Origin of the sequence: Phenylobacterium sp. (assembly GCF_030698145.1) — a bacterium.
In the GTDB taxonomy this organism is placed as follows: Bacteria; Pseudomonadota; Alphaproteobacteria; order Caulobacterales; family Caulobacteraceae; genus Phenylobacterium.
On the sequence record NZ_JAUYNW010000107.1, the window covers coordinates 1 to 21,162 of the forward strand.

21 protein-coding genes and 1 pseudogene are annotated in these 21,162 nt (G+C 68.7%); 11 read left to right on the forward strand and 11 right to left on the reverse strand.

Annotation, left to right across the window (positions count from 1 at the left end):
• From Q8Q77_RS16295 to Q8Q77_RS16305, 3 genes and pseudogenes are all read left to right on the forward strand, one after another.
• Positions 1-373, forward strand: a pseudogene (locus Q8Q77_RS16295) (ketol-acid reductoisomerase); the annotation flags it as partial.
• Positions 374-524: 151 nt separating this feature from the next.
• On the forward strand, positions 525-1,142 hold the full coding sequence (locus Q8Q77_RS16300) for a DapH/DapD/GlmU-related protein (protein WP_305584705.1): 618 nt from the start codon (positions 525-527) through the stop codon (positions 1,140-1,142).
• A gap of 27 nt (positions 1,143-1,169) precedes the next feature.
• Positions 1,170-2,660, forward strand: coding sequence for a hypothetical protein (locus tag Q8Q77_RS16305; protein ID WP_305584706.1), 1,491 nt, complete (start codon positions 1,170-1,172; stop codon positions 2,658-2,660).
• Here Q8Q77_RS16305 and Q8Q77_RS16310 read toward each other — a convergent pair.
• Entirely contained in the window at positions 2,626-3,795 is a 1,170-nt protein-coding gene (locus Q8Q77_RS16310) for a DegT/DnrJ/EryC1/StrS aminotransferase family protein (protein ID WP_305584707.1), read from the reverse strand. The two genes, Q8Q77_RS16305 and Q8Q77_RS16310, sit on opposite strands and share 35 nt — an antisense overlap.
• Before the next feature lie 159 nt (positions 3,796-3,954).
• Here Q8Q77_RS16310 and Q8Q77_RS16315 point away from each other — a divergent pair, with 159 nt between their 5' ends.
• Complete coding sequence (locus tag Q8Q77_RS16315) at positions 3,955-4,782, forward strand: acyl-CoA thioesterase II (protein ID WP_305584708.1); 828 nt, start codon at positions 3,955-3,957, stop codon at positions 4,780-4,782.
• On the opposite strand, the gene Q8Q77_RS16320 is transcribed toward Q8Q77_RS16315, so the two are convergent.
• Both Q8Q77_RS16320 and Q8Q77_RS16325 read right to left on the reverse strand, forming a co-directional pair.
• Positions 4,772-5,098, reverse strand: coding sequence for a MazG nucleotide pyrophosphohydrolase domain-containing protein (locus Q8Q77_RS16320; RefSeq protein WP_305584709.1), 327 nt, complete (start codon positions 5,096-5,098; stop codon positions 4,772-4,774). The two genes, Q8Q77_RS16315 and Q8Q77_RS16320, sit on opposite strands and share 11 nt — an antisense overlap.
• Positions 5,099-5,114: 16 nt before the next feature.
• Positions 5,115-5,882, reverse strand: a complete 768-nt coding sequence (locus tag Q8Q77_RS16325) for a tRNA1(Val) (adenine(37)-N6)-methyltransferase (protein WP_305584710.1) — start codon at positions 5,880-5,882, stop codon at positions 5,115-5,117.
• 114 nt (positions 5,883-5,996) lie between these two features.
• Here Q8Q77_RS16325 and Q8Q77_RS16330 point away from each other — a divergent pair, with 114 nt between their 5' ends.
• The gene (locus tag Q8Q77_RS16330; RefSeq protein WP_305584711.1) at positions 5,997-7,013 is read left to right on the forward strand and encodes a polyprenyl synthetase family protein; all 1,017 of its coding nucleotides are present in this window, start codon (positions 5,997-5,999) and stop codon (positions 7,011-7,013) included.
• 12 nt (positions 7,014-7,025) lie between these two features.
• On the opposite strand, the gene fumC is transcribed toward Q8Q77_RS16330, so the two are convergent.
• On the reverse strand, positions 7,026-8,417 hold the full coding sequence (gene fumC / locus Q8Q77_RS16335) for a class II fumarate hydratase (protein WP_305584712.1): 1,392 nt from the start codon (positions 8,415-8,417) through the stop codon (positions 7,026-7,028).
• Between the two features lie 83 nt (positions 8,418-8,500).
• On the opposite strand from fumC, the gene Q8Q77_RS16340 reads away from it, so the two are divergent.
• A complete protein-coding gene (locus Q8Q77_RS16340; RefSeq protein ID WP_305584713.1) occupies positions 8,501-8,890 on the forward strand; it encodes a RusA family crossover junction endodeoxyribonuclease in 390 nt (129 codons plus the stop codon).
• A 71-nt stretch (positions 8,891-8,961) separates the two neighbouring features.
• Here the strand turns inward: Q8Q77_RS16340 and Q8Q77_RS16345 are convergent, their stop codons facing one another.
• The 4 genes from Q8Q77_RS16345 to Q8Q77_RS16360 all read right to left on the reverse strand — a co-directional run bounded on the left by Q8Q77_RS16345 (position 8,962) and on the right by Q8Q77_RS16360 (position 13,096).
• The gene (locus Q8Q77_RS16345) at positions 8,962-9,249 is read right to left on the reverse strand and encodes a DUF1153 domain-containing protein (RefSeq protein WP_305584715.1); all 288 of its coding nucleotides are present in this window, start codon (positions 9,247-9,249) and stop codon (positions 8,962-8,964) included.
• A 166-nt stretch (positions 9,250-9,415) separates the two neighbouring features.
• On the reverse strand, positions 9,416-10,801 hold the full coding sequence (locus Q8Q77_RS16350; protein ID WP_305584716.1) for a flagellar hook protein FlgE: 1,386 nt from the start codon (positions 10,799-10,801) through the stop codon (positions 9,416-9,418).
• A 39-nt stretch (positions 10,802-10,840) separates the two neighbouring features.
• Positions 10,841-11,590: a flagellar hook assembly protein FlgD gene (locus tag Q8Q77_RS16355; protein ID WP_305584717.1), complete on the reverse strand. Its 750-nt coding sequence runs from the start codon at positions 11,588-11,590 to the stop codon at positions 10,841-10,843.
• A gap of 9 nt (positions 11,591-11,599) precedes the next feature.
• Positions 11,600-13,096 carry a flagellar hook-length control protein FliK gene (locus Q8Q77_RS16360; protein WP_305584718.1) on the reverse strand — a complete coding sequence of 499 codons (1,497 nt, stop codon included), beginning with the start codon at positions 13,094-13,096 and terminating at the stop codon, positions 11,600-11,602.
• 431 nt (positions 13,097-13,527) lie between these two features.
• Between Q8Q77_RS16360 and flgK the strand changes: the two genes are divergently transcribed.
• Together flgK and Q8Q77_RS16370 are read left to right on the forward strand one after the other, a co-directional pair.
• On the forward strand, positions 13,528-15,621 hold the full coding sequence (flgK, locus tag Q8Q77_RS16365; protein WP_305584719.1) for a flagellar hook-associated protein FlgK: 2,094 nt from the start codon (positions 13,528-13,530) through the stop codon (positions 15,619-15,621).
• A 10-nt stretch (positions 15,622-15,631) separates the two neighbouring features.
• Positions 15,632-16,567: a flagellin gene (locus tag Q8Q77_RS16370; RefSeq protein ID WP_305584720.1), complete on the forward strand. Its 936-nt coding sequence runs from the start codon at positions 15,632-15,634 to the stop codon at positions 16,565-16,567.
• Between the two features lie 4 nt (positions 16,568-16,571).
• Here Q8Q77_RS16370 and Q8Q77_RS16375 read toward each other — a convergent pair whose 3' ends face one another.
• Complete coding sequence (locus tag Q8Q77_RS16375; RefSeq protein ID WP_305584721.1) at positions 16,572-16,757, reverse strand: hypothetical protein; 186 nt, start codon at positions 16,755-16,757, stop codon at positions 16,572-16,574.
• 206 nt (positions 16,758-16,963) lie between these two features.
• Between Q8Q77_RS16375 and mnmA the strand changes: the two genes are divergently transcribed.
• Positions 16,964-18,121, forward strand: a complete 1,158-nt coding sequence (mnmA, locus tag Q8Q77_RS16380; protein WP_305584722.1) for a tRNA 2-thiouridine(34) synthase MnmA — start codon at positions 16,964-16,966, stop codon at positions 18,119-18,121.
• An 81-nt stretch (positions 18,122-18,202) separates the two neighbouring features.
• Positions 18,203-19,390, forward strand: coding sequence for an acetyl-CoA C-acyltransferase (locus tag Q8Q77_RS16385; protein WP_305584723.1), 1,188 nt, complete (start codon positions 18,203-18,205; stop codon positions 19,388-19,390).
• A gap of 3 nt (positions 19,391-19,393) precedes the next feature.
• Here the strand turns inward: Q8Q77_RS16385 and Q8Q77_RS16390 are convergent, their stop codons facing one another.
• Positions 19,394-19,990: a DUF3617 family protein gene (locus Q8Q77_RS16390; protein ID WP_305584724.1), complete on the reverse strand. Its 597-nt coding sequence runs from the start codon at positions 19,988-19,990 to the stop codon at positions 19,394-19,396.
• Between the two features lie 107 nt (positions 19,991-20,097).
• Positions 20,098-20,679: a DUF3617 family protein gene (locus Q8Q77_RS16395; RefSeq protein ID WP_305584725.1), complete on the reverse strand. Its 582-nt coding sequence runs from the start codon at positions 20,677-20,679 to the stop codon at positions 20,098-20,100.
• 75 nt (positions 20,680-20,754) lie between these two features.
• Between Q8Q77_RS16395 and Q8Q77_RS16400 the strand changes: the two genes are divergently transcribed.
• Positions 20,755-21,027, forward strand: coding sequence for a GNAT family N-acetyltransferase (locus Q8Q77_RS16400; RefSeq protein WP_305584726.1), 273 nt, complete (start codon positions 20,755-20,757; stop codon positions 21,025-21,027).
• Positions 21,028-21,162: the final 135 nt, after the last annotated feature.

A 21,162-nucleotide genomic window follows, 5' to 3' on the forward strand; every position in this document is an offset into this window, starting at 1 on the left:
GGCGGGCTACGCGCCCGAAATGGCCTATTTCGAGTGCCTGCACGAGGTGAAGCTGATCGTGGACCTGATCTACGAAGGCGGCATCGCCAACATGAACTACTCGATCTCCAACACCGCCGAGTACGGCGAGTACGTGACCGGGCCGCGCATCGTCACCGCCGACACCAAGGCGGAGATGAAGCGCGTGCTGGAGGACATCCAGTCGGGCCGCTTCGTGCGCGACTTCATGGCCGAGAACCAGGCGGGCCAGCCCAGCTTCAAGGCCACCCGCCGCCGCGGTTCGGAACACCAGATCGAGGAAGTCGGCGCCCGCCTGCGCGCCATGATGCCCTGGATCACCAAGAACAAGCTGGTTGATACGGCGCGCAACTAGGCGCGAGCGCCAGCCGAAACCTGGGAAGGCCCGGAGGCGACTCCGGGCCATTTCCATGGCCCCCCCCCGGACCGGGCGCTCGTCAAGCGCGCCGAGCGCGGGACGGGACTCGTAGTCTAATCTGGCCTCGTCGATTGAGTCGGGAGCGGCCATGAAGAACCACCGGGGACGTTTCATGCGCGAGGCCGAGCTTCGCGAGCTGGGCGTCGGCGAAGTGGGCGAGAACGTTGCGGTCCACGAGACGTGCGTGATGGTGGACATGGAGGCCATCAGCTTCGGCGACAATGTGCGGATCGATCCCTTCACCCTGCTGAGCGCGGCGGGAGGATGGCTGCGCTTCGGCGACTTCATCCATGTGAGCTCGAACTGCTCGATCCTGGGGGGATCCGGGGTGGAGCTGGGGGACTTCGCCAACCTGTCGGCCGGCGTGCGGATCTTTTCACGCACCGACGACTATTCAGGCGAGTTCCTGACCAATCCGACCGTGCCGCCGGCCTTCACCCTTCCCGCCGCCCCAAACCCGGTACGCCTCGGCCGCCACGTGATCCTCGGCGCCAACGCCATCGTGCTGCCGGAGGTGGAGATCGGCGAGGGCGCCGCGGTCGGCGCCGGCGCACTGATCCGCCGCAGTCTCGAGCCGTGGGGGATCTACGCCGGCGTTCCGGCTAAATTTCTTCGTAACCGGCGGCAAGATATTCTTCACCATGAGAGCCGCTTGAAGGCCGCGATCGCGGCCGGAGAGACGGAGTTACCGGTGGCGCGTCTCTGAGCGCGGACCAATCCAGCAGGGGGCTGCTTGAGCGTTCTCGACGAGATACAGGCTGACGCCCAGCCGGGCTATGCGCCGTCCGTGGCGGTCATCCTGCAGCGGTTTCGGCAGGCCTTGGGCGAGGTTGCGTTCGCCGGCGTCGCCAAGCCCGACTTCGGCCTGCACGCCGTACGGATGATCGAGGCCTCCACCCACCCCTCGGGGGTGAAGCTGCAACTGGTCAGCGACCTGTCGAGCCTCAACTGGTGGTGCGACCTGCAACCCGGCGACGCTTTCAGCGCCGCCCTCGCGGCCCTGGCCCGGCGCACCTACTTCCAGGAGGCCCAGGCGATTCCCCACCAGCTGGAGGTGGCCGATCCGGCGGCGTTGCGGTCCCATTCCCTGTTCGTGGGACGGCTGCTCGACCTTCGGCACTCGCCGACGCGCGGCGCGTTTGATTATCTCCGGGCCCTGACGTCCGATCCCCAGAACCAGCGTGTGGATGTCTTCCATGCCGGCGTCATGTCGCCCGACCTGCAGGCCTACGCCCGCGCGCGGCTGGGCGCGTCGATCTCCAAGGTGACCTTCGTCTCGATCGAGAGCGATCTGAACTTCCTCGCCAAGGCGGCGGGCCAAGGGCCGCGCACCTTCCATTTCTGGTGCGAGGAGCCCTTCTTCATCCACATCAGCCTGGTGGCCCTGGTCGGGCCTACCTTGATGTTCACTTGCGGCGACGCCGCGCCGGTGCAGTTCGCCGACGTCTACTGGTACTGCCAGGAGCCCGGCTACATCGAGGGTCTCTGGCGCCGGAAGGGCGCGCCCGCCGCGTTCGCCGACGCCTATCACAAGATCGAGAGCGCTCCGTTTCCGTGCCCGGCGCCGCTGCACGCCCGCACCCGCGGCGACCTGGGGTTCCGAGCCGAGGAGACGGTGATCGTCACGGTGGGCAACCGGCTGGGCGTCGACATGGACCAGGCGTTCGTCGATGGCATGGGCGCCCTGGTCTTGAGCGATCCCAATGTCCGCTGGGTCGTGGTCGGCTGGATGCAGGAGTTCTGGACCTCGGCGTTCGAGTCCGTGCTGGGGTCCCAGTTCACCCACATTCCCTATGACGACGATCTCGCCAGCCTGCTCCAGGTTTGCGACGTCTTCGCCAACCCGTTCCGCGCCGGTGGCGGCACCACAGCGATCATGGCGATCGACGCCGGGGCGGTGGTGATGACCCGGGGCGACATGGGCGATGTCGGCGCCTTCGTGCCGCCACGCCACCTGACCTTCGACGCCGAAGCCTATTTCGGGGCGCTGCAGAGCCTGGTGGACGACAAGGCGCTGCGCGCCGCCTGGCTGGCCGAGCAGCAGACGTTGCTGGCCCGGCGCGTGGATCAGGACAACTTCGCCCGTGAATTGAAAGAGTTGGTCGGCCTCGCCTTTACGCGGTTCGCCCAGCGCGTGCCGACTCCGCTGGAGACTATCTTCGCCCAGCCGCAGGCCCGGCGTCTGGCGCTCAGCGCTGCAGGACAGCGCGCACGATCGCGCTGATCTCATCGATCGCCGTGGTGTCGAGCCCCGGCCAGCAGGGCAGGCCAAGGGTGGTGGCCGCCAGCCGCTCGGTGACGGGCAAGGCGGCGCGGGGCAGGTCGGCGAAGGCCTGGTGCCCCTGCAGGCCATGACCCCACCAGCGGCGGGTGGCGATCTCCGCCTCCGAAAGCCGTGTCTCGATCTCCAGGATGGCGGCTTCTGGGGCCTCGATATTGAAGGTCGAGGCCATCCAGTCGTCACCGAGACCCGGCGCGATCTTCAGGTCCGGCGTGTCGGCGAGGGACGCGCGGTAGTAGCCGAGCACCGACTGGTACTGGGCCCGTTGCAGGCGCCAGTGGTCGAGGGCGGCCAGGCCGTAGGCGGCGCCGAACTCGCTGAGCTTGCCGTTGCAGCCGATCAGGCTGGAGTCGCGGCTGCCGTCGAAACCGAAGTTCGAGCGGCGGCGGACGTCGACGATCAGCTCGGCGTCGCGGCTGGCCACGAAGCCGCCCTCGCCGATGCCGAGGATCTTGGTGGCGTGCAGGCTGACCACGGCGGCCGCCCGGCCGACCTGGAGGCCGTCGAAGCCCGCGGCGGCGTCGAGCACGACCTCGACCCCGGTCTGGGCCTGGAAGGCGTCCCAGGCCTGTGCGTCCAGCGGCAGGCCGAATGGCGCGACAGGCACGATGGCCGCCACGCCGTGCGAGATGCGCGGCAGGGCTTCCAGCGCGATCTGCGGCGTCACCGCCCAGGTGGTCGGATCGACGTCGACCAGATAGGGCGTCAGGCCCGCGGCGAGGGCCGCGTGGGCGGTGGCCGCGAAGGTCCAGGCCGGCATCAGGCAGTAGCGGCCGCCCCGGCCCGCGGCCCGCTGCAGGGCCATGGTCAGGCCGCTGGTGGCGTTGTTGCAGGTGGCCACATGGCCGGGCTCCAGGCCGAACTGGGCGGCCAGACGGGTCTCGAACTGGGCGTTGAGCGGGCCGAAGTTGGAATAGGTGCGGCTGGCGTCGATGGCGCGCAGATAGGGCAGTGCGGCGGAGAGCTCGACCAGGCGAGGCCTGGCGACCGGAATGCGCGGAGCCCGCGCCAGGTCCCACGGCTTGGCGGCCGTGCCGCTGGCCGGCGGCTGTGCGACTGCTGGGTTGGTCCTGGCCATGGTTCTCGCCCTCGCGGGCGCGCCTCGCCCACCTTCGCGGCCAAGGTCGCCGGGTTTTGGTTGATGCGGCCTTAAGCCGGCCTGGCGCCTTACGTCACAGGTCATGGACAGGGGCGGTCGAGGTAGTGCACGATCGGTCACTTCCTATCCGAGGCCCGCATGACCCAGACGATGATCGCCGAACACCCCCTGGACCGGACCCTGCGGCTGGAGCCGCTGGGCGGCGGCCGCTACCGCGGCGCGACCACCCCCGACTACTGGAACATGGCTGGACCGTTCGGCGGGACCACGGGGGCCACCCTCTTGAAGGCGGTTCTCGACCATCCGGAGCGGCGCGGCCGGCCGGTGGCCCTGACGGTGAACTTCTGCGCCGCGGTGGCGCAGGGCGAGTTCGCGATCTCCGTGCGGTTGGTGCGCGACGGCCGCTCCACCCAGCACTGGCAGGTGGAGATGACCCAGGGCGAGACTGTGGCTAGCACCGCCAGCGTCGTCACCGGCGCCGAGCGCGACACCTGGAGCCACGCGGTGGCGAGCCCGCCGGTCATGCCTCCGGCCCGCGATCTCGAGATCATGTCCAGCGAGGGTCGAAACGCCTGGCTGCAACGCTACGAGTTCCGCTACGCCCAGGGTGAACCGACCCGCGGCCTGGCCAGCGCCGAGGCGCCGGGGCAGGCCGTCTCCCAGGCCTGGGTGCGCGACCTGCCGGCGCGGCCGTTGGATTATGTGGCCCTGGCCGCGCTTAGCGACACCTTCGTGGTCAAGATCCTGAACGTCCGCGGCGATGTCCCCCCGGTCGCCACGGTCTCGCTCTCGACCTATTTCATGGCCGACGAGGCGGCGCTGGCGCGGCAGGGCTCACGGCCCCTGGCGACGATCAGCGACGCGCGAACGTTCAAGCACGGCTTCAACGACCAATCGGCCGAACTGTGGAGCGACGACGGGCAACTCCTGGCGGTGTCGCACCAGGTGGTCTGGTTCAAGGGCTGAGCCGGCCGGCGACGGTGGCTTCAAGCTCGTCCATGGTCGAGGTGAAGGCCGCCTCCAGGTCCACCCCGTGGAGCCGGGCGAGCGTCATCACCGACCACAGGCAGTCGGCCAGCTCATGGGCGAGCATGGCGTCGGCGTCCGGGATGGCGCGGACGCCCGCCTTGGCCTGCACCAGCTTCATCAAGTCGCCGACGTCGCCCACGAAGCCCAGGGCGACCTCCTCCGGGGTCCAGGCGCGGCCGTACCGCTGGGTCTCGAGGCGTTCGTAGAGCCTGCGGATATCCCAGGCGCGTTCGGACAGGGCTTTGAATTCCAAGGTCGCCGCGCCTCCTTCAGCGCCAGGGCAGGTCGGCCTCGCCGCGCAGGATCGCCTCGGCTTCGGGGGTGTGCTTGGCGCCTTCGCGGGGATGCAGGACGAGGGCGGGCAGGAGCTGCAACGGCGCCTTGCCGGTCTTGATCGCGCGGACCAGGACCCGCTTGGCCGGGGCGTCGGCGTGGGCGTGGACGGGCCGCACCTGGAAGGAGCCGGCCTTGGGCGCCAGCAGGGCCAGGATGTCGGCCAGGCGGTCGGCGCGGTGGATCAGGGTGATCGTCCCGCCCTCGCGCACGGCCTTCAGCAGGAAACCGGTCCAGGTCGAGAGGCCGCCGTCGGCCATCCAGGCGTCGCGCTTGGCCGGCGCCGGCACGCGCAGGGCGGCGGGATCGTCGAAGAAGGGCGGGTTGGCCATGACCGCGTCGAAGGGCGCCAGGCCAAGCGCCTTGAAGGGCAGGGCGACGTCGCCATCCAGGATTGCGACGCGGCCGGCGAGGCCGTTGGCCTCGACATTCTCCCGCGCCAGGGCCGCGGCCGCTGCGTCGCGTTCCAGGCCGGTGAAACGGGCCTCCGGTCGGCGGATCGCCGCGGCCAGCAGGGCGCCGCCCGCGCCGCAGCCGGCTTCGAGCACCCGTGCCCCCCGCGCGCAGTCACAAGTTGCGGCCAGCAGGGCTGCGTCCAGGCCCGCCCGATAGCCGCCGAGCGCCTGGCGCAACAGCACCCGGCCGCCCAGCAGGCGATCCTCGGAGAGGGTCTCGGACGGGGAGGGGTGTGGCGTGGTTTCCATGGCTCGGCGCAGAGGGCCAAGGCCCGCCTTGACCGTGCCCTATCGCGTGACCATTGTCCCCGGCAAATGACGACGCCTCCCCGCATCGTCAGGCTGCACAGGAGTTAGACGCAGTTGGACGCAGCCAGCGCCGCCATTTCCCGTGAAAAGCCAGCCTCCATCGACGGGCTGCTGGAGCTTGCGCGCCCGGACATGGCCAAGGTCGACACCTTGATCCGCGAACGGATGCAGAGCCCGGTTTCGGTGATCCCGGCGCTCGCCGAACATCTGATCGGGGGCTCGGCCAAGCGCCTGCGTCCGTTGCTGACCATTGCCGCCGCCCGCGTGGCCGGCGCCCAGGACGACGCCTGCCTGAAACTGGCCGCGGCCGTGGAGTTCATCCACACCGCCACCCTGCTGCACGACGACGTGGTCGACTCCTCGCAGCTCCGCCGGGGCAAGGTCGCCGCCCACTTGATCTGGGGCGCGCCGGCCAGCGTGCTGGTGGGGGACTTCCTGTTCGCCCGCGCCTTCGAATTGATGGTCGAGGCCGGCTCCATGCAGGCCTTGGAGATCCTGGCGCGCGCGTCGCGCACGATCGCCGAGGGTGAGGTGCTGCAACTCACCCGCGCTCACGACCTGAACCTCTCCCAGGAGCTCTACCTGGAGATCATCACGGCCAAGACCGCCGAGCTGTTCGCCGCTGCGGCGGAGGCCGGCGCGGTCTCGGCCGGCGCGAGCCCCGCGCGCTGCAAGGCCCTGCGCCGGTTCGGCCAGGACCTGGGCCTGGCGTTCCAGCTGGTCGACGACGCCCTGGACTACAGCGGCACCAGCAAGAGCCTGGGCAAGAACCCCGGGGACGACTTCCGCGAGGGCAAGGCCACCCTGCCCCTGCTGCTGGCCATCGCCCACACCGGCCCGGCCGAGGCGGCCTTCTGGCAGCGGACCGTGGACCGGCGCGACCAGCAGGACGGTGATTTCGAGCGCGCCTCGGGTCTGATCGCCTCGTCAGGCGCCGACGACGCCACCCTCGACCTGGCCAGCGACTACGCCGTGGCCGCCAAGACCCAGCTCGCCGAGTTCGCCGCCAGCAACTCCTGGCGCCCGGCCCTGGAAGACCTCGCCGACTTCGCCGTCAGCCGGCGGATGTAGGGCGGCGCCCTCTCACCCCGGCGAGATCATCTTCTCCGGGCGCACCAGGGCGTCGAATTCCTCGTTCGTCACGTAGCCGCCGCCGACGGCTTCCTCGCGCAGGGTGGTGCCGTTCTTGTGGGCCGTCTTGGCGATCTTGGCGGCGTTGTCGTAGCCGATCTTGCCGTTCAGGGCGGTCACCAGCATCAGCGAGCGCTCCAGGGCGGCCTTGATGTTGTCCTCGCGGGCCTCGATGCCGACCACGCAGTTGTCGGTGAACGAGATCGAGGCGTCGGCCATCAGGCGGCACGACTGCAGGAAGTTATAGGCCATCACCGGGTTGAAGACATTCAGCTCGAAATGGCCCGAAGCGCCGGCGAAGGTCATGGTGGCGTTGTTCCCGAACACCTGGGTGCAGACCATGGTCAGGGCCTCGCACTGGGTGGGATTGACCTTGCCGGGCATGATCGAGGAACCCGGCTCGTTTTCCGGCAGGGCAAGCTCGCCCAGGCCCGAGCGGGGCCCGCTGCCGAGGAAGCGGATGTCGTTGGCGATCTTGAACAACGATCCGGCCATGGTGTTGATCGCCCCATGGCTGAAGACCATGGCGTCGTGGGCGGCCAGGGCCTCGAACTTGTTGGGGGCGGTGATGAAGGGCAGGCGGGTGATGTCGGCGATCTTCTCGGCCACCAGCTCGGCGAAGCCGATCGGGGCGTTGAGGCCGGTGCCGACCGCGGTGCCGCCCTGGGCCAGCTCATAGAGGCCGGCCAGGGTGTCCTTGATCCGTCGCACGCCGTTGGCGACCTGCTGCGAATAGCCGGAAAACTCCTGGCCCAGCGTCAGGGGCGTGGCGTCCTGGGTGTGGGTGCGGCCGATCTTGATGATGTGATCGAAGGCCTTGACCTTGACCTTGAGCGCGGCGTGCAGGTGCTCCAGGGCCGGCATCAGCTCCTTCGCCACCTGTTCGGCGCAGGCGATGTGCATGGCCGTCGGATAGGTGTCGTTGGACGACTGGCTCATATTGACGTGGTCGTTGGGGTGGACCGGGCTCTTGGAGCCCATCACCCCGCCCAGCATCTCGATGGCGCGGTTCGAGATCACCTCGTTGGCGTTCATGTTCGACTGGGTGCCCGAGCCGGTCTGCCAGACGACCAGGGGGAAATGGTCGTCGAGCTTGCCGTCGATCACCTCCTGGGCGGCGGCGACGATGACCGCGCCGATCTTGGGGTCCAGCTTGCCGAGCTCCATATTGGCTTCGGCCGCGGCGCGCTTGACGATGCCCAGGGCGCGGATCACCGGCTTGGGCTGCTTTTCCCAGCCGATCTTGAAGTTGCCGATCGAGCGCTGTGACTGGGCGCCCCAATAGACGTTCGAGGCGACCTCGATGGGGCCGAAGGTGTCGGTTTCGGTGCGGGTCGCGCTCATCGTCTCAGGCTCCGGTCAGTTCGCTGCGCCGGTTTAGCGAACGGGGTGGAGACTGCAAGGCGCGGGCGGCCTATTGGACGGACATGGATGACGGCTGGACCCAGCATGGAAAGGTGCGCGCCCGCGAGGGCGACCGCTTCATGGAGGTCGTGGTCGACGGCCTGACCACCCAGTCGAAGTACTACAAGCCGCTGATCTACGAGTTTTTCCGCAAGGCCTGGCGCGGCTCGCGGCCGGCCTGGGGCGAGTTCTCCGTGGAGATCGTCATGGAGTATGTGGGCGACCCGCCCTGGATCGACCTCGACAACCTGGCCAAGGCCATCTTGGACGCCATCAAGGGCTACGCCTTCCACGACGACGCCCAGGTGGCGCGCCTGCTGGTCGAACGGCGCGGCGGCGAGCGCGAGCGGATCTCGGTGACCGTGCGGCGGCTGTCGGACGTGAACCCGCTCGGCGAGCCCTATCAGCGCTGAAAACGAAAACGGCCGCGCTGGGGGACAGCGCGGCCGCGATCTCGCGAACCTTCGTCTGGGGGAGTCAGGGCTCAGCGATACTGTTGCAACCGGGTGGTGCGCAGGCCGGCGAGGCCATGGCGGTCGATCGATTTCTGCCAGGCGAGGAACTCCTCGTTGGTCAGGGAGTAGCGTTCGCACGCGTCGTCCAGGCTGAGCAGGCCGCCGCGCACGGCGGCGACCACCTCGGCCTTGCGGCGAATGACCCAACGTCCGGTGTCGACCGGCGGCAGATCGTTCAGCGTCAGGGGCGCGCCCGTGGGGCCGATCACATAGGCCTCCCCGCGGCTGTTCCTGCGCGTTTGTTGTTGCTGCAACATGGCTTTACGCCCTTCCGACCATCACTGTTCGGACTGAACGTAACCACCGGGGCATAACATCCGGTGAATCACGATAGTAAAGGAAGGGTTGCGCATTCGGTCCCCGTGTACGAATTTGATACAGTCTAAGTTGTCAACCAGTGTTAAGGGTGGTTAACGCGGATAATTATCGCTTGATGTTGATGAGTTCTTCCAGCATCTGGTCGGCCGTAGTGATAATCTTCGAAGACGCCGAGTAAGCTTTCTGAGTTGTGATCAGTCCTGTGAACTCCGCCGATAGGTCAACGGTGGACGCTTCCAGGGTAGAGGCGGCGATCTGACCCGCTCCGCCGACGCCCGGTTCCTTGATCACGAACTCGCCTGAGGGAATCGTGGGCCGATAAGCGTTGCCGCTGACCGGCGACAACCCGTCCGGGTTCGGGAAGGTGGCCAGGCCGATCTTGGCGATCCTGCGGACTTCAGAGTTGTCGAAGATGGCCGAGACGATGCCGTCCTCGGAGACTTCAACCCCGACCACGTTGCCCACGTTGGCGCCGTCCGAGTTCACCGCGTTGACGGTGGAGGTCGAGGCGTACTGGGTGAGCTTGTCCAGATCCAGATCGATGTCGGAGGCCAGGATGCCGAGCGTGTTTGCCCAGCGCGGCGTGCCGGCCGCGCCCGAAGCCGCCAGGTTCAGCTCGGCGGGTGAACCCGCCGCGCCGAACAGGGTGGTGTTGGCCAGGTCGAAGGCGCCGTCGGCGGTGAAGGCCACGGTGCCCGAGGCCACCTGGCCCGACGGGCCGGCGGTCACGTCGGTGGCCGGGATCGCGTAGATTTCCGCGTGCCAGGTGTTGGGCGGGGTGTCGCTCTTCAGGAAGGCCATGGCGAACTTGTGGGTCGCGCCCACGGAGTCGACGACATTCATCTCCAGGGCGAAGTCGGGCTGGGTGCCCGTGGCCGGCGCCTGGTTCACGGCCCAGTCGGCCATGGAGCGCGTCGCGGCGTTGTAGGTCGCCTCGCCGGCGGAGATCGCCTGGCTCTTGTTGACGTTGGCGTTGATCATCACGTTCTGGGTCGCCGCGACGGCCGCGCCCAGGTTCTTGACGTTGATGGAGTCGAGGGTGTTCAGGTCCGACGGGTTGGGCGAGATCGTGCCGTCGGAGGCGTAGGGCCAGCCTTGCAGATAGAGCTTGGCGTCATTGACCAGGAAGCCGTCGGCGTCGACGCTGAAGGAGCCCGAACGGGTGAAGACCCGCTGATCGGCCGGGGTCAGGTTGGCCCCCTTGCTGGTGACGATGAAGAAGCCGTCGCCCGAGATGCCGAGGTCGGTCGGCGAGTTGGCGCTCTGGATCAGGCCCTGCTGGCTGACGAACTGGCGGGTCACCGCCTGCACGCCGCCGGCCGAGTAGCGACCCTTGACCGCCTGGGCGGTCACCACGTTGGCGAAGTTCACCTGGTTGCGCTTGTAGGCGGTGGTGTTGACGTTGGCGATGTTGTCGGAGATCGCCGCCAGGGCCGATGAGTTGGAGACCAGCCCGGACACGCCGGCGAGCATGGCGCTGTTGATGCTCATGGGTTCTTGCCTTCTTTCGTTGTCGTGCCGACGCGCCGTTTAGGCCGCCAGGGCGGACGGCGAGGTGTCGTCGTCCGGGTTGGAAGTCGTGGGGGTGTCGGTGGAGGCCGTTTCGACGGGCTCCTCCGGTTGTTTGATCGAGGTGACCTTCTCCCAGCCGATCCGGACCCCGTTGACGGTGATCAGGGTCTGGCCGTCCACCTGCTCGACGCCAGTGACGACACCGGTGACGAAGGCGGTGGAGGGCACGGTCGCGCCCGTGCCGTCCTTGGCGGTGACGCGCAGGGTGTAGGTCCCGCCGTTGGGCAGTTGGGCGCCCGTGCGGTCCTTGCCGTTCCAGGAGAACTTGTGGTCGCCGGCGCCGTTGTCGGTCGGCTTGACGACCTGGACGACCTTGCCGTTGCTGTCGAGCACCTCGACCGTCACGTCGGAGGCGGCGCGGTCCAGCTTGTAGTTCCACTCCGCCTTGCCGGCGGCCAGCTTGGCGTCGCTGCTCACGGCGCGGACTTCGCGGCCGATCAGGCTGACGGCGGTCTGGATGCCCGAGCCGGTGTTGGTGACCAGCTTCTCCAGCAGGTCATTGGTGAGGAGCTGCTGCTCGACCCCGGTCATCTGGACCAGTTGCTGGGTGAACTGCGTGGAGTCCATCGGCGACAGCGGATCCTGGTTTTTGATCTGCGCGGTCAGCAGGTTCAGGAAGGTGTCGAAGCTCTCGACCAGCCGCTCGCGGCCGGTCGCCGAGACCCCGGTGTTGGTGGCGGCTGCGCCTGATGCTGCGTCGACGGCCATGGCTGTCTCCTAGATCCGGACATCGACGCCGGAACGGGTCCGGCGTTGAAGGTTGAGGGCGCTGGCCGCCGCGTCGTTCGCCGCGTCGCCGGCTGTGCCGAGGACGGCCTGGAAGGCCCGGCCGCGCCAGGCGCCGCCATTGGCCTGCTGTTGTTGCTGCTGCTCGGCCCAGGCCGAGCCGCCGTCGCGGCGTTCGCCCGCGACGTCGAAGGTCAGGCCGCCCGACACGTCGAACCCGGCCTGTTCAAGCGCGCGCTGCAGCTCGGACGAGCGGCCGCGAAGCTCAGTGGCCGCTTGCTGGGTCTCGAAGGACATGGCCGCGGTCATCCGCCCGTTGGCGGCGATCTCGATGGCGACGTTTACCTGGCCGAGCCCGATCGGGTTGAGTTCGACGTCGAAGCGGGTGGAGCGGCCCTGCAGGTTCTTGACGATCTGGGCGGCCAGGTTGGCGACCGTCTCGGGCGCGCCGCGAACCGCGGACTGGATGGAGGCGTGGGCCTGGGCCTGGGCCGAGGCGTGGGCCGGCGCGGCCGGTCCCGCCGCCTGGGCGTCGGCGGCGTTGGCGGTGGCCCTCTCGGGCTTGGCCTCGCGCGTCGCGGGCGCGGCGATATGGTCCTGGCCCCCGCTCGAACCGTCGTCGCCGAGGCTGGCGGCGTCGGTCGCCGCGACAATGGCGTTCGGCGTCGTGACGTCGTCGGCAGGCGCCGCGGCGACGTTGGCCGTGTGAGGCGCGCCCTTGCGGTTCGCATCGGATGACTTGGAGCCCTGGACCGGCTTGTCCTTGACGGGCTCCACCGCCGGAGCGGCCTCGGCGACCAGGGTCTCGGTTGGGACGGGCGCAGGCCCCGCCACGGCGGCGGCGATCGGCGCAGGAGCCGGGATCGGCGCGGTCTTGGGCAGGGGAACGGCGGGCGCGCGGGGCGCGGCGGCCGGATTCCAATTGAGCGGCGCGGCGGCGGCCGGCTTCTTCTCTTCAGGGACGGTCGCAACGGCGGCGATTGCGGCGTCCTCGGTGGCGGGCGCCTTGGATTGGGCGGCGGCGGCTTGCTCGTCACCTTCGACCGGCGCGGGCGCCGGCGCGGCCGGCGTCACGACCTTGCCGTCGGCGGTCCTGGGCGGCTGGGTGTTGGGGCCTTGGTTCGTCACCGGCGTGAAGACCGGCGGCGCGGCGGCTGGCGGCGCATCAGCGGCCTCGGGCGCGGCGGCGGTCTCGACTGGAGCCTGGACCTGCGGCGCGGCGAGCTGGGCGGCGAAGGCCAGGGCGTCGCTATTGACGGTGGTGGCCAGAGCGGGGTCGACAGGGGCCGTCTCCGCGGCCGCGCGCTCGTCGGTGACGGCGCCGGTGGGATCGCCCTCGCCCAGCAGGTCGGCGGCCTCGCCGGGCGCGCCGAAGAAGGCCGCGAGCACGGCCTGGAAGCCCGCGGTCGAACCCTGGGCCTGCACGGGCGCGCCGGGGGCTCCGGCGACCGGGTTGGCGATGGGCAGGTTGAGCAGCGGCGCTGTCATGTCGTCCGGGGTCGGCCCAGAAACGGGTGGGCCGGGATAGAAGGAAGCGCTTCCTGCGCCGCGTTCATTCGGCAGGTTCGGAGCAACCTTTGCGCCAGATGAGCGAAAGGCCTCTAACAAGTTGAAATTGAACAGAAATTTTGCCTCCTCCCATCAGCGGCGCGGAGTCGGTCAAGGAGCTTTTTGCCGAGCAGACGCGGCGCGATAGGTCGTCCCTGCCGCCCTCCGGCCGAGCTGGCGCGGCCCCCTCGTATCGCCCTCTCGCCGATCTGGCGCCGGTCTTGCGCCGTGTTTTGCGAGATCACCCGGCCCCGGAAGGGACGACATTGAAAAACTTGTACTTTTTGCGGGCCCTCGCGCGGGCGTTCACCAATGTCCCGGCAGATTCCGCCGGGTCGTGCGACAGGCTTTGCCGAGGCGAGGGTTAAACCATGTCCCTGACCACCGTCCTGAAGACCGCCTCATCGGGCCTGCTGGCCTCCCAGGTCAGCCTGCGCGCGGTTTCCGACAACATCGCCAACGTCAACACGCCCGGCTACGTCCGCAAGATGGTCGACCAGCAGCCCCTGGTCGTCGGCGGCATGGGCATGGGCGTCGAAATCTCCGGCGTCAAACGGGTCACCGACCAGTACCTTCAGATCGCCACCCTCTCGGCCTCATCCGACGCGAACCGCTGGGACGTGGTGTCGGACTATCTGGACAACGCCCAGAGCTTGTTCGGCGACCCTTCGGGCGAGAACTTCTTCTTCAGCCGGCTGGACGACGTGTTCAGCGCCTTCTCCCAGGTGTCCGACGACCCGTCCTCCTCGCTGCTGCGGAGCCAGGCGCTGTCGAAGGTGCAGGACTTCCTGACCGAAGGCGGCCGGATCGGCGGCCAGTTCACCGAGCTCGGCAAGACCGTCGACGCCCAGATCAAGGCCGACGTGGATCGCGCCAACGACCTGCTGCAGACCATCAACCGGCTGAACTCCGACATCAGCCGCGCCAAGCTGGCTAACGCTGACTCCTCCGGCTCGGAGAACATCCAGAGCCAGCTGGTGGACGAACTGGCCACCTTGATGAACATCCAGGTGGGCCAGAAGCAGATCGGCGGCGTGACCATCCGCTCGGCCGAGGGCCTGATGTTGGCCGGCGACGGTGATCCGGCGACCCTCAGCTACAACCGCACCGACGCCACCAAAGGCTACATCGCCGTCGAACCGTCGAACGGCCTGGGCTTCCCCCAGCCGATCCAGATGCTGACCGGCCGCATTCGCGGCTTGCTCGACCTGCGCGACAATATCCTGCCCGGGATGCAGGATCAGCTCGGCGAGTTCATGAGCCGCGCGTCCGAGCAGATCAACGCCGCGCACAACAAGGCCGCCGCCGTCCCGCCGCCGAACGTGCTGCAGGGCCGCAACACCGGGCTGGACCTGCCGACCGCGGTCGGCGGCTTCACCGGCCAGACGCGGATCGCCGTCCTCAACGCCTCGGGCGTGGTCCAGAACACCGTGACCATCGATTTCGACGCCATGACCATGGCGCCCGGCGGCGCCTTCACGGCCGCGGGCTTCCTGGGCAGCCTGAACGGCGCCCTGGGGGGCACGGCCACGGCGACCTTCGTCGACGGCGCCCTGAAGCTGCAGGCCACGGCGCCCGGCAACGGCCTGGCCCTGGACGAGGGAACCTCGGCCAAGGCCGGCCGGGGCTTCTCGCACTTCTTCGGTCTCAACGACCTGATCCGCACCGACAGCATGGGGACCTACGACACCAGCCTGCGGACCACAGATCCGCACGGCTTCACCGCTGGCGACACGATCAGCTTCCGCCTGGCCCAGCCCGATGGAAAGCCGATCCGCGATGTCGCCGTCGCCGTGCCGGCCGGCGCCACGGTCGCCGACCTGTTGACCGCGCTGAATGACCCGACGACGGGGGTCGGGCTCTATGGGTCCTTCGCCCTTGACGCCAAGGGGGCGCTCGCCTTCACGGGCTCGGCGCCGACCAAGGCCACCCTGTCGGTGACCCAGGACTTGACCGAGCGCGGGGCGGGGGGGCCGTCCATGAGCCAGCTGTTCGGCCTGGGCGTCGTCGAGCGCGCCGCGCGCGCGTCACGCTATAAGGCCGACCAGGCCCTGGTCTCCAACCCCATGAAGCTCAGCTTGGCGACTCTGGATCTCTCGGTGGCCGTGGGCCAGCCGGCGATCACCGCCGGCGACGGCCGCGGCGCCCGGCTGATCGCCGCCGCCGGCGACGTGAGCACGAGCTTCAGCGCCGCGGGCGAACTGGGCGGGGTGACGATGACAGTCTCGCGCTACGCCTCGGAGTTCGGCGGTTCCATCGGCCGTCAGGCCCAGGGCGCGGAGACCCGCAAGCAGAGCGCCGAATCCGTGGCGAACGAGGCCATCGCGCGGCGCCAGTCGGTTGAGGGCGTCAATATCGACGAAGAGCTCGTGCGCCTGACCACCTATCAACAAGCCTTCAACGCCTCGGCCCGGATGATCCAGGCCGCCAAGGACATGTTCGATGTCCTGACCAACATGATTTAGGGCCGCCGCCATGAACCGCGTTTCCACGACCGGCAACTACAATCAGGTGCTCTCCAACATCATGGCCGCCCAGCAGCGGCAGATGGAGGCCGGCAACCAGGTGGCGACCCAGAAGAAGGGGAGCGATCTGAAGGATTTCTCGCGCAATGCAGACATGCTGACCGCCATGCGGTCCATCGACGTGCGCCTGGGTGGCTATCTCGAGCAGAACAAGCTGATCTCCGACAAGATGACCACCCAGGACTTCGGCCTCAACCAGGTGGCGGAGTCGGCCGACGGGGTGCGTCAGGCCATCGCCGAGTCGCTGGCCTCAGGGCGCGCCGACACCCTGATGCAGGACATCCAGGGCTATTTCCGCAACAGCGTCGAGGGGATGAACTCGCGCTACGGCGGCAAGTACCTGTTCGCAGGCGGCAAGATCGACACCCAGCCGGTCACCGCCACCACCCTTTCGGACCTGACCAATCCGGGCACGCCGCTGATCTCGGACTTCTTCCAGAACGATGACTTCATCACCCAGGCGAAGATCGACGACTCCACCACGGTCAACACCGGCCTGTTGGCGGACGACCTCGGAACCGATCTGTTGACGGCGTTCAAGGCCATCCAGGTGTTCGAGGAAGGCGGCTCGGGCCCCTTCACCGGGGAGCTGACCACGGCGCAGCAGACCTTCCTGGAAGGCGTGCTGGCGACCTGGGACACGGTGCATAAGGACATCATCAACGAGACTGCTCGCAACGGCATGGTCCAGAAGCGCGTGGAATCGGTGAAGAAGGACCTGGTCTCGCGCCAGGACAGCCTGCAGGGGATGATCGGCGAGATCGCCGACGCCGACATGACCCAGGCGGCGACGGCGCTGCAGCAGGCCCAGCTCTCGGTCCAGGCCGCGGCGCAGGTGTTCCTGACCTTGCAGAACAGCTCGCTGCTGAACGTCCTGCAGCCGTAGGGCTCTACAGATGGAACTCCGCACCAAGGCGCGCGACCAGGCGTTCGCCGGTCCAGACCTCCACGGCGTAGTTGTCCAGCCGCAGGGCATTGGCCTGGGCGAGGGCGGCCTCGTCGTTGGAAAACTGCAATTCACGCGCCTCCCAAACCCGTTCTTGCGGGCCAAGGACATAGAGGCGGTACGAATTCATGGGCGCTTCCCTTCCGAAAGACAGGTGGGAGCACAGCTCTCAGTCATCCGTGGTCCAGAACGCGACTTTCCGACGACTTGCTGATCATACACCCTAGCATAATCAACGACTATCACGCTTTTACCATAACTCTTCGTCGGCTGGCCGACACTTTGGAATCCGGGCGCATCTCGCAAAGATGGGCGACAGCGTCTACATAGCAGCCGATGAACGCCCCATTCGCTGACAGCGCCGTCGAAGCCGCTCGGGCCGCCGTGGGCCTGCCCGCCGGCGCGCGCGTGGTCGCAGCCATGTCGGGCGGCGTCGATTCCACGGTGACGGCGGCGTTGCTCGCGCGGGCCGGCTACGACGTGGTGGGCGTCACCCTGCAGCTCTACGACCACGGGGCGGCGGTCCAGAAGAAGGGCGCCTGCTGCGCCGGCCAGGACATCCACGACGCGCGCACCGCCGCCGACGCCCTGAACATCCCCCATTACGTCCTCGACTACGAAAGCCGCTTCAAGCAGCAGGTGATCGAGGACTTCGCCGACGCCTATCTGCGCGGGGAGACCCCGGTCCCCTGCATCCGCTGCAATCAGACGGTGAAGTTCCGCGACCTGCTGAATGTCGCCCGCGATCTGGGCGCGGCCGCCATGGCCACCGGGCACTATGTGCGCCGGGCGCAAGGCCTGGACGGGCCGGAGCTGCGCCGGGCCTTCGATCCGGCGCGCGACCAGAGCTATTTCCTGTTCGCCACCACCCGCGACCAGCTCGACTTCCTGCGCTTCCCCCTGGGCGGGCTGCCGAAACCGGAGGTGCGCCGCGTGGCCGCCGAACTGGGCCTGGCCGCCGCCGACAAGCCCGACAGCCAGGACATCTGCTTCGTGCCGGAAGGTCGCTACACCACGGTGATCGACCGCCTGCGCCCCCACGGCGCCGAGCCCGGCGACGTGGTGCACATGGACGGCCGGGTGCTGGGCCGCCACGAGGGCGTCACCCGCTACACCATCGGTCAGCGCCGGGGCCTGAACATCGCCGTGGGCGATCCGCTGTTCGTGGTGCGGATCGACGCGGCGACGCGCCAGGTGATCGTGGGGCCGCGCGAGGCCCTGCTGACCCGGGCCCTGACGCTCAAGGAAATCAACTGGCTGGGCGAAGGCGCGACCATCGGCGAGGCCGCGGGCCGCCCAGTGCTGGCGCGCGTGCGCTCGACCCGCGAGCCCGTCCCCGGCCATCTCACCTTCGAGGGCGGCGTGGCCGGCGTGGCGCTGGATGAGCCGGAGGAGGGCGTCGCCCCCGGCCAGGCCTGCGTGCTTTACGCGCCCGAAGCCCCCGACCGGGTGCTGGGCGGCGGCTTCATCGAGAGCACCGTGCGGGCGCTCTGAGCCCGCGGTTGCTGCCGCGACGGCCTTGAACTCACCGATTGTGCGGCGCACATGAGCCGGGAACATTCCCGGAGCCTTCCCATGTCCGCCTCAGATCCCGTTGTCATCGCCTCCTACGCCCGCACGCCCATGGGCGGCTTCCAGGGGGTGCTCGGCCCCGTGAAGGCCACGGACCTGGGCGCGGCGGCGGTGAAGGCGGCTGTGGAGCGGGCAGGGCTCAGCCCCGACGCGGTCCAGCAGATCATCATGGGCTGCGTCCTGCCCGCGGGCCTGGGCCAGGCGCCGGCGCGCCAGGCGGCGCTGGGCGCGGGCTTGCCCAAGTCGGTGGAGGCGACCACCGTCAACAAGATGTGCGGTTCGGGCATGCAGGCCGCGATCATGGCGCATGACGCGCTCGCCGCAGGCTCGGTGGACATCGTCGTCGCCGGGGGCATGGAGAGCATGACCAACGCTCCCTACCTGCTGGCCAAGCATCGCGGCGGCGCGCGGATCGGCCACGATACGATCTCCGACTCCATGTACCTGGACGGTCTGGAGGACGCCTATGATCCGGGCCGGCTGATGGGCTCCTTCGCCGACGAGACCGCCAAGGCCTACCAGTTCACCCGCGAGGCCATGGACGAGTACGCCATCTCCTCGCTCACCCGCGCCAAGGCGGCGACGCAGAGCGGCGCCTTCGCCCGCGAGATCACCCCCGTACAGTTGACGAGCCGCAAGGGTACGGAAACGATCTCGGCCGACGAACAGCCCCTGAAGGCCGATCCGGCCAAGATCCCCACGCTCAAGCCCGCCTTCGGCAAGGACGGGGCGATCACCGCGGCCAACGCCTCATCGATCAGCGACGGGGCCGCGGCCCTGGTCCTGACGCGGGCCTCGGTGGCGGAAAAGCTGGGCCTGAAGGTGGTGGCCCGGGTGGTCAGCCATGCCGGCCACGCCCATGAGCCCGGCCTCTTCACCACCGCCCCGGTTCCGGCCATGCAGAAGGCGCTCGCCAAGGCCGGTTGGAGCGCCAAGGACGTCGACCTTTGGGAGGTCAACGAGGCCTTCGCCGTGGTGGCGATGATCGCCGAGCGGGACCTCGGCATCGACCGGGCGCAGTTGAACGTGAACGGCGGCGCCTGCGCCCTCGGACACCCCATCGGCGCCTCGGGCGCGCGAATCCTGGCGACGCTGCTCTCGGCGCTCGAGGCCCGCGGCGGCAAGCGCGGCATGGCCAGCCTCTGCATCGGCGGCGGCGAGGCCACGGCGATGGCGGTGGAGCTGGTCTAGGCCCTACTGCGGCTGCGGCGCCTGGACGGCTTCGCGCAGGGTGACGATCTGGGGCAGGGTCTCGGCGTTGTCGTTATAGGGCACCGGGCCGACCTGCTTGAGGGTGCTCTCGTCGGGCTTGGGCTTGGTGCCCGAGATCCACATGTCGCCCGGCTGGTAGGGCTTGGGGCAGACGTCCTGGTACTTGGCGTTGATCGCCACCTTGCGCACTCCGTTGGCCGAGGGCAGCAGGGCGCCCGTCGTGGTCTGGGTCCCGCGGATCATGAAGCGATAGACGAAGTCGCCATAGACCACCCCCTTGGTGGTCACCGTGCCGTTGGTCCCCATGTCGCAGGTCGAGGCGAAGTTCCACCCGCCGTCCTCGCGCCCGGTGATCTTGTGCGCCTTGCAGCTTCCCCGGTTCATCTGGGTGCCCCACCAGTCGACCTTCTTGTCGGTGTCGTCGTCGATGCAGACATTGGTGACGCGCGTCAGGGCGCCGATCTCGACGTTCTGCTCCCACAGGCCGGGCTGGCGATCGGGCGGCACGTCGTTCTGCGTGCAGGCGGCGAGACCTAGTCCGGCCAGACCGGCGAGCAAAACACAGCGCAGACCCGACATGGGCGCCCTCCCTGGTCCGCTGGCGGCCGTGAGGGACGGCGACATGGCGGAGCTTGGATAATATCGTGAACGCCTGAGAAAGCGTGAAGGCCCCTCGAGTTCGGCGATTATTTCGCGCCGCCCCCGGGCCCGGTGGCCAGCAGGTTTATCCGTTGCCCCGTCGTCAGTTCCATTTCGCCGGGCGCGAAGCCCGCGGGACAGACGCCCTCCCAGACGGCTTCCATGACCATGGTGCGCGCGCCGTTCATCTGCGGCGCGCCGGCCCCCTCGGTCGAGACCTGGGCCTCCATTCGGTACTTGGAATTGAAATCGCCGGTGATCTCGCCCTTGGTGGTGGTCGTGCCGCCCGCGCCGACATCGCACACCGAGGTGAAGCTCCAGCCGCCGCCCGCCTTCGGGGTGATGTTCATCTGCGGGCAACGGTCCCTGGCCGCCTGGCCGCCGAACGCCGAGAGCTTGGCCTCACTGGCCTGGTCGAGGCAGATGCGGCTCTTCTGGACGAATTCGCCCATGGTGACGGTCTGCTTCCAGACGCCGGCCTTGCGCTGGGGAACCCCGCCGACCCCAACGCTCGCCTTGGCCAGGGCGGCCGGGGCGGGCTTGGCGGCCTCGGCGGCCTTGTCCTCTTTCCTACCGCAGGCGCCGAGCACCAGCACCGCAGCGGTCATCGTCAAAGCCAGCCGAACCATATGCGCTCTCCTGAACGTCTTCGTCGCGACGCTACTCGGGATCGAATGGCCGAAGGAAGGGGTTATGATCGCATGATGAGCGAACTGCGAAACAACACCGACGAGCAACGCTACGAGATGGACGAGAACGGGATGACCTCCTGGGCCAATTACCGGCTGGTGGACGACCGTCTCTATATCGACCACGTGGAGGCGCCGGTCCCCCTGCGCGGCACGGGCGCCTCGGGACGGCTGATGGCGGCCTTGGCCGCCGACGTGCGGGCCCAGGGATTGAAGATCACCCCCATCTGCGGCTACGCCGCGGCCTGGCTGCGCCGCAACCACGAATTCCGGGACCTGGTGAGCTAGGCGGTAGTGACGATTTAGGATTCCCTGACTGGCGCTGTTCTGATTCAACGCTTCTCTTTGGAGGGTGTGTTGGAAGGCGAGGTTCTTCGGGACGATCAGTGGGCGCGGATCGAGCCGTTCGTGCCGGGCGGTCGC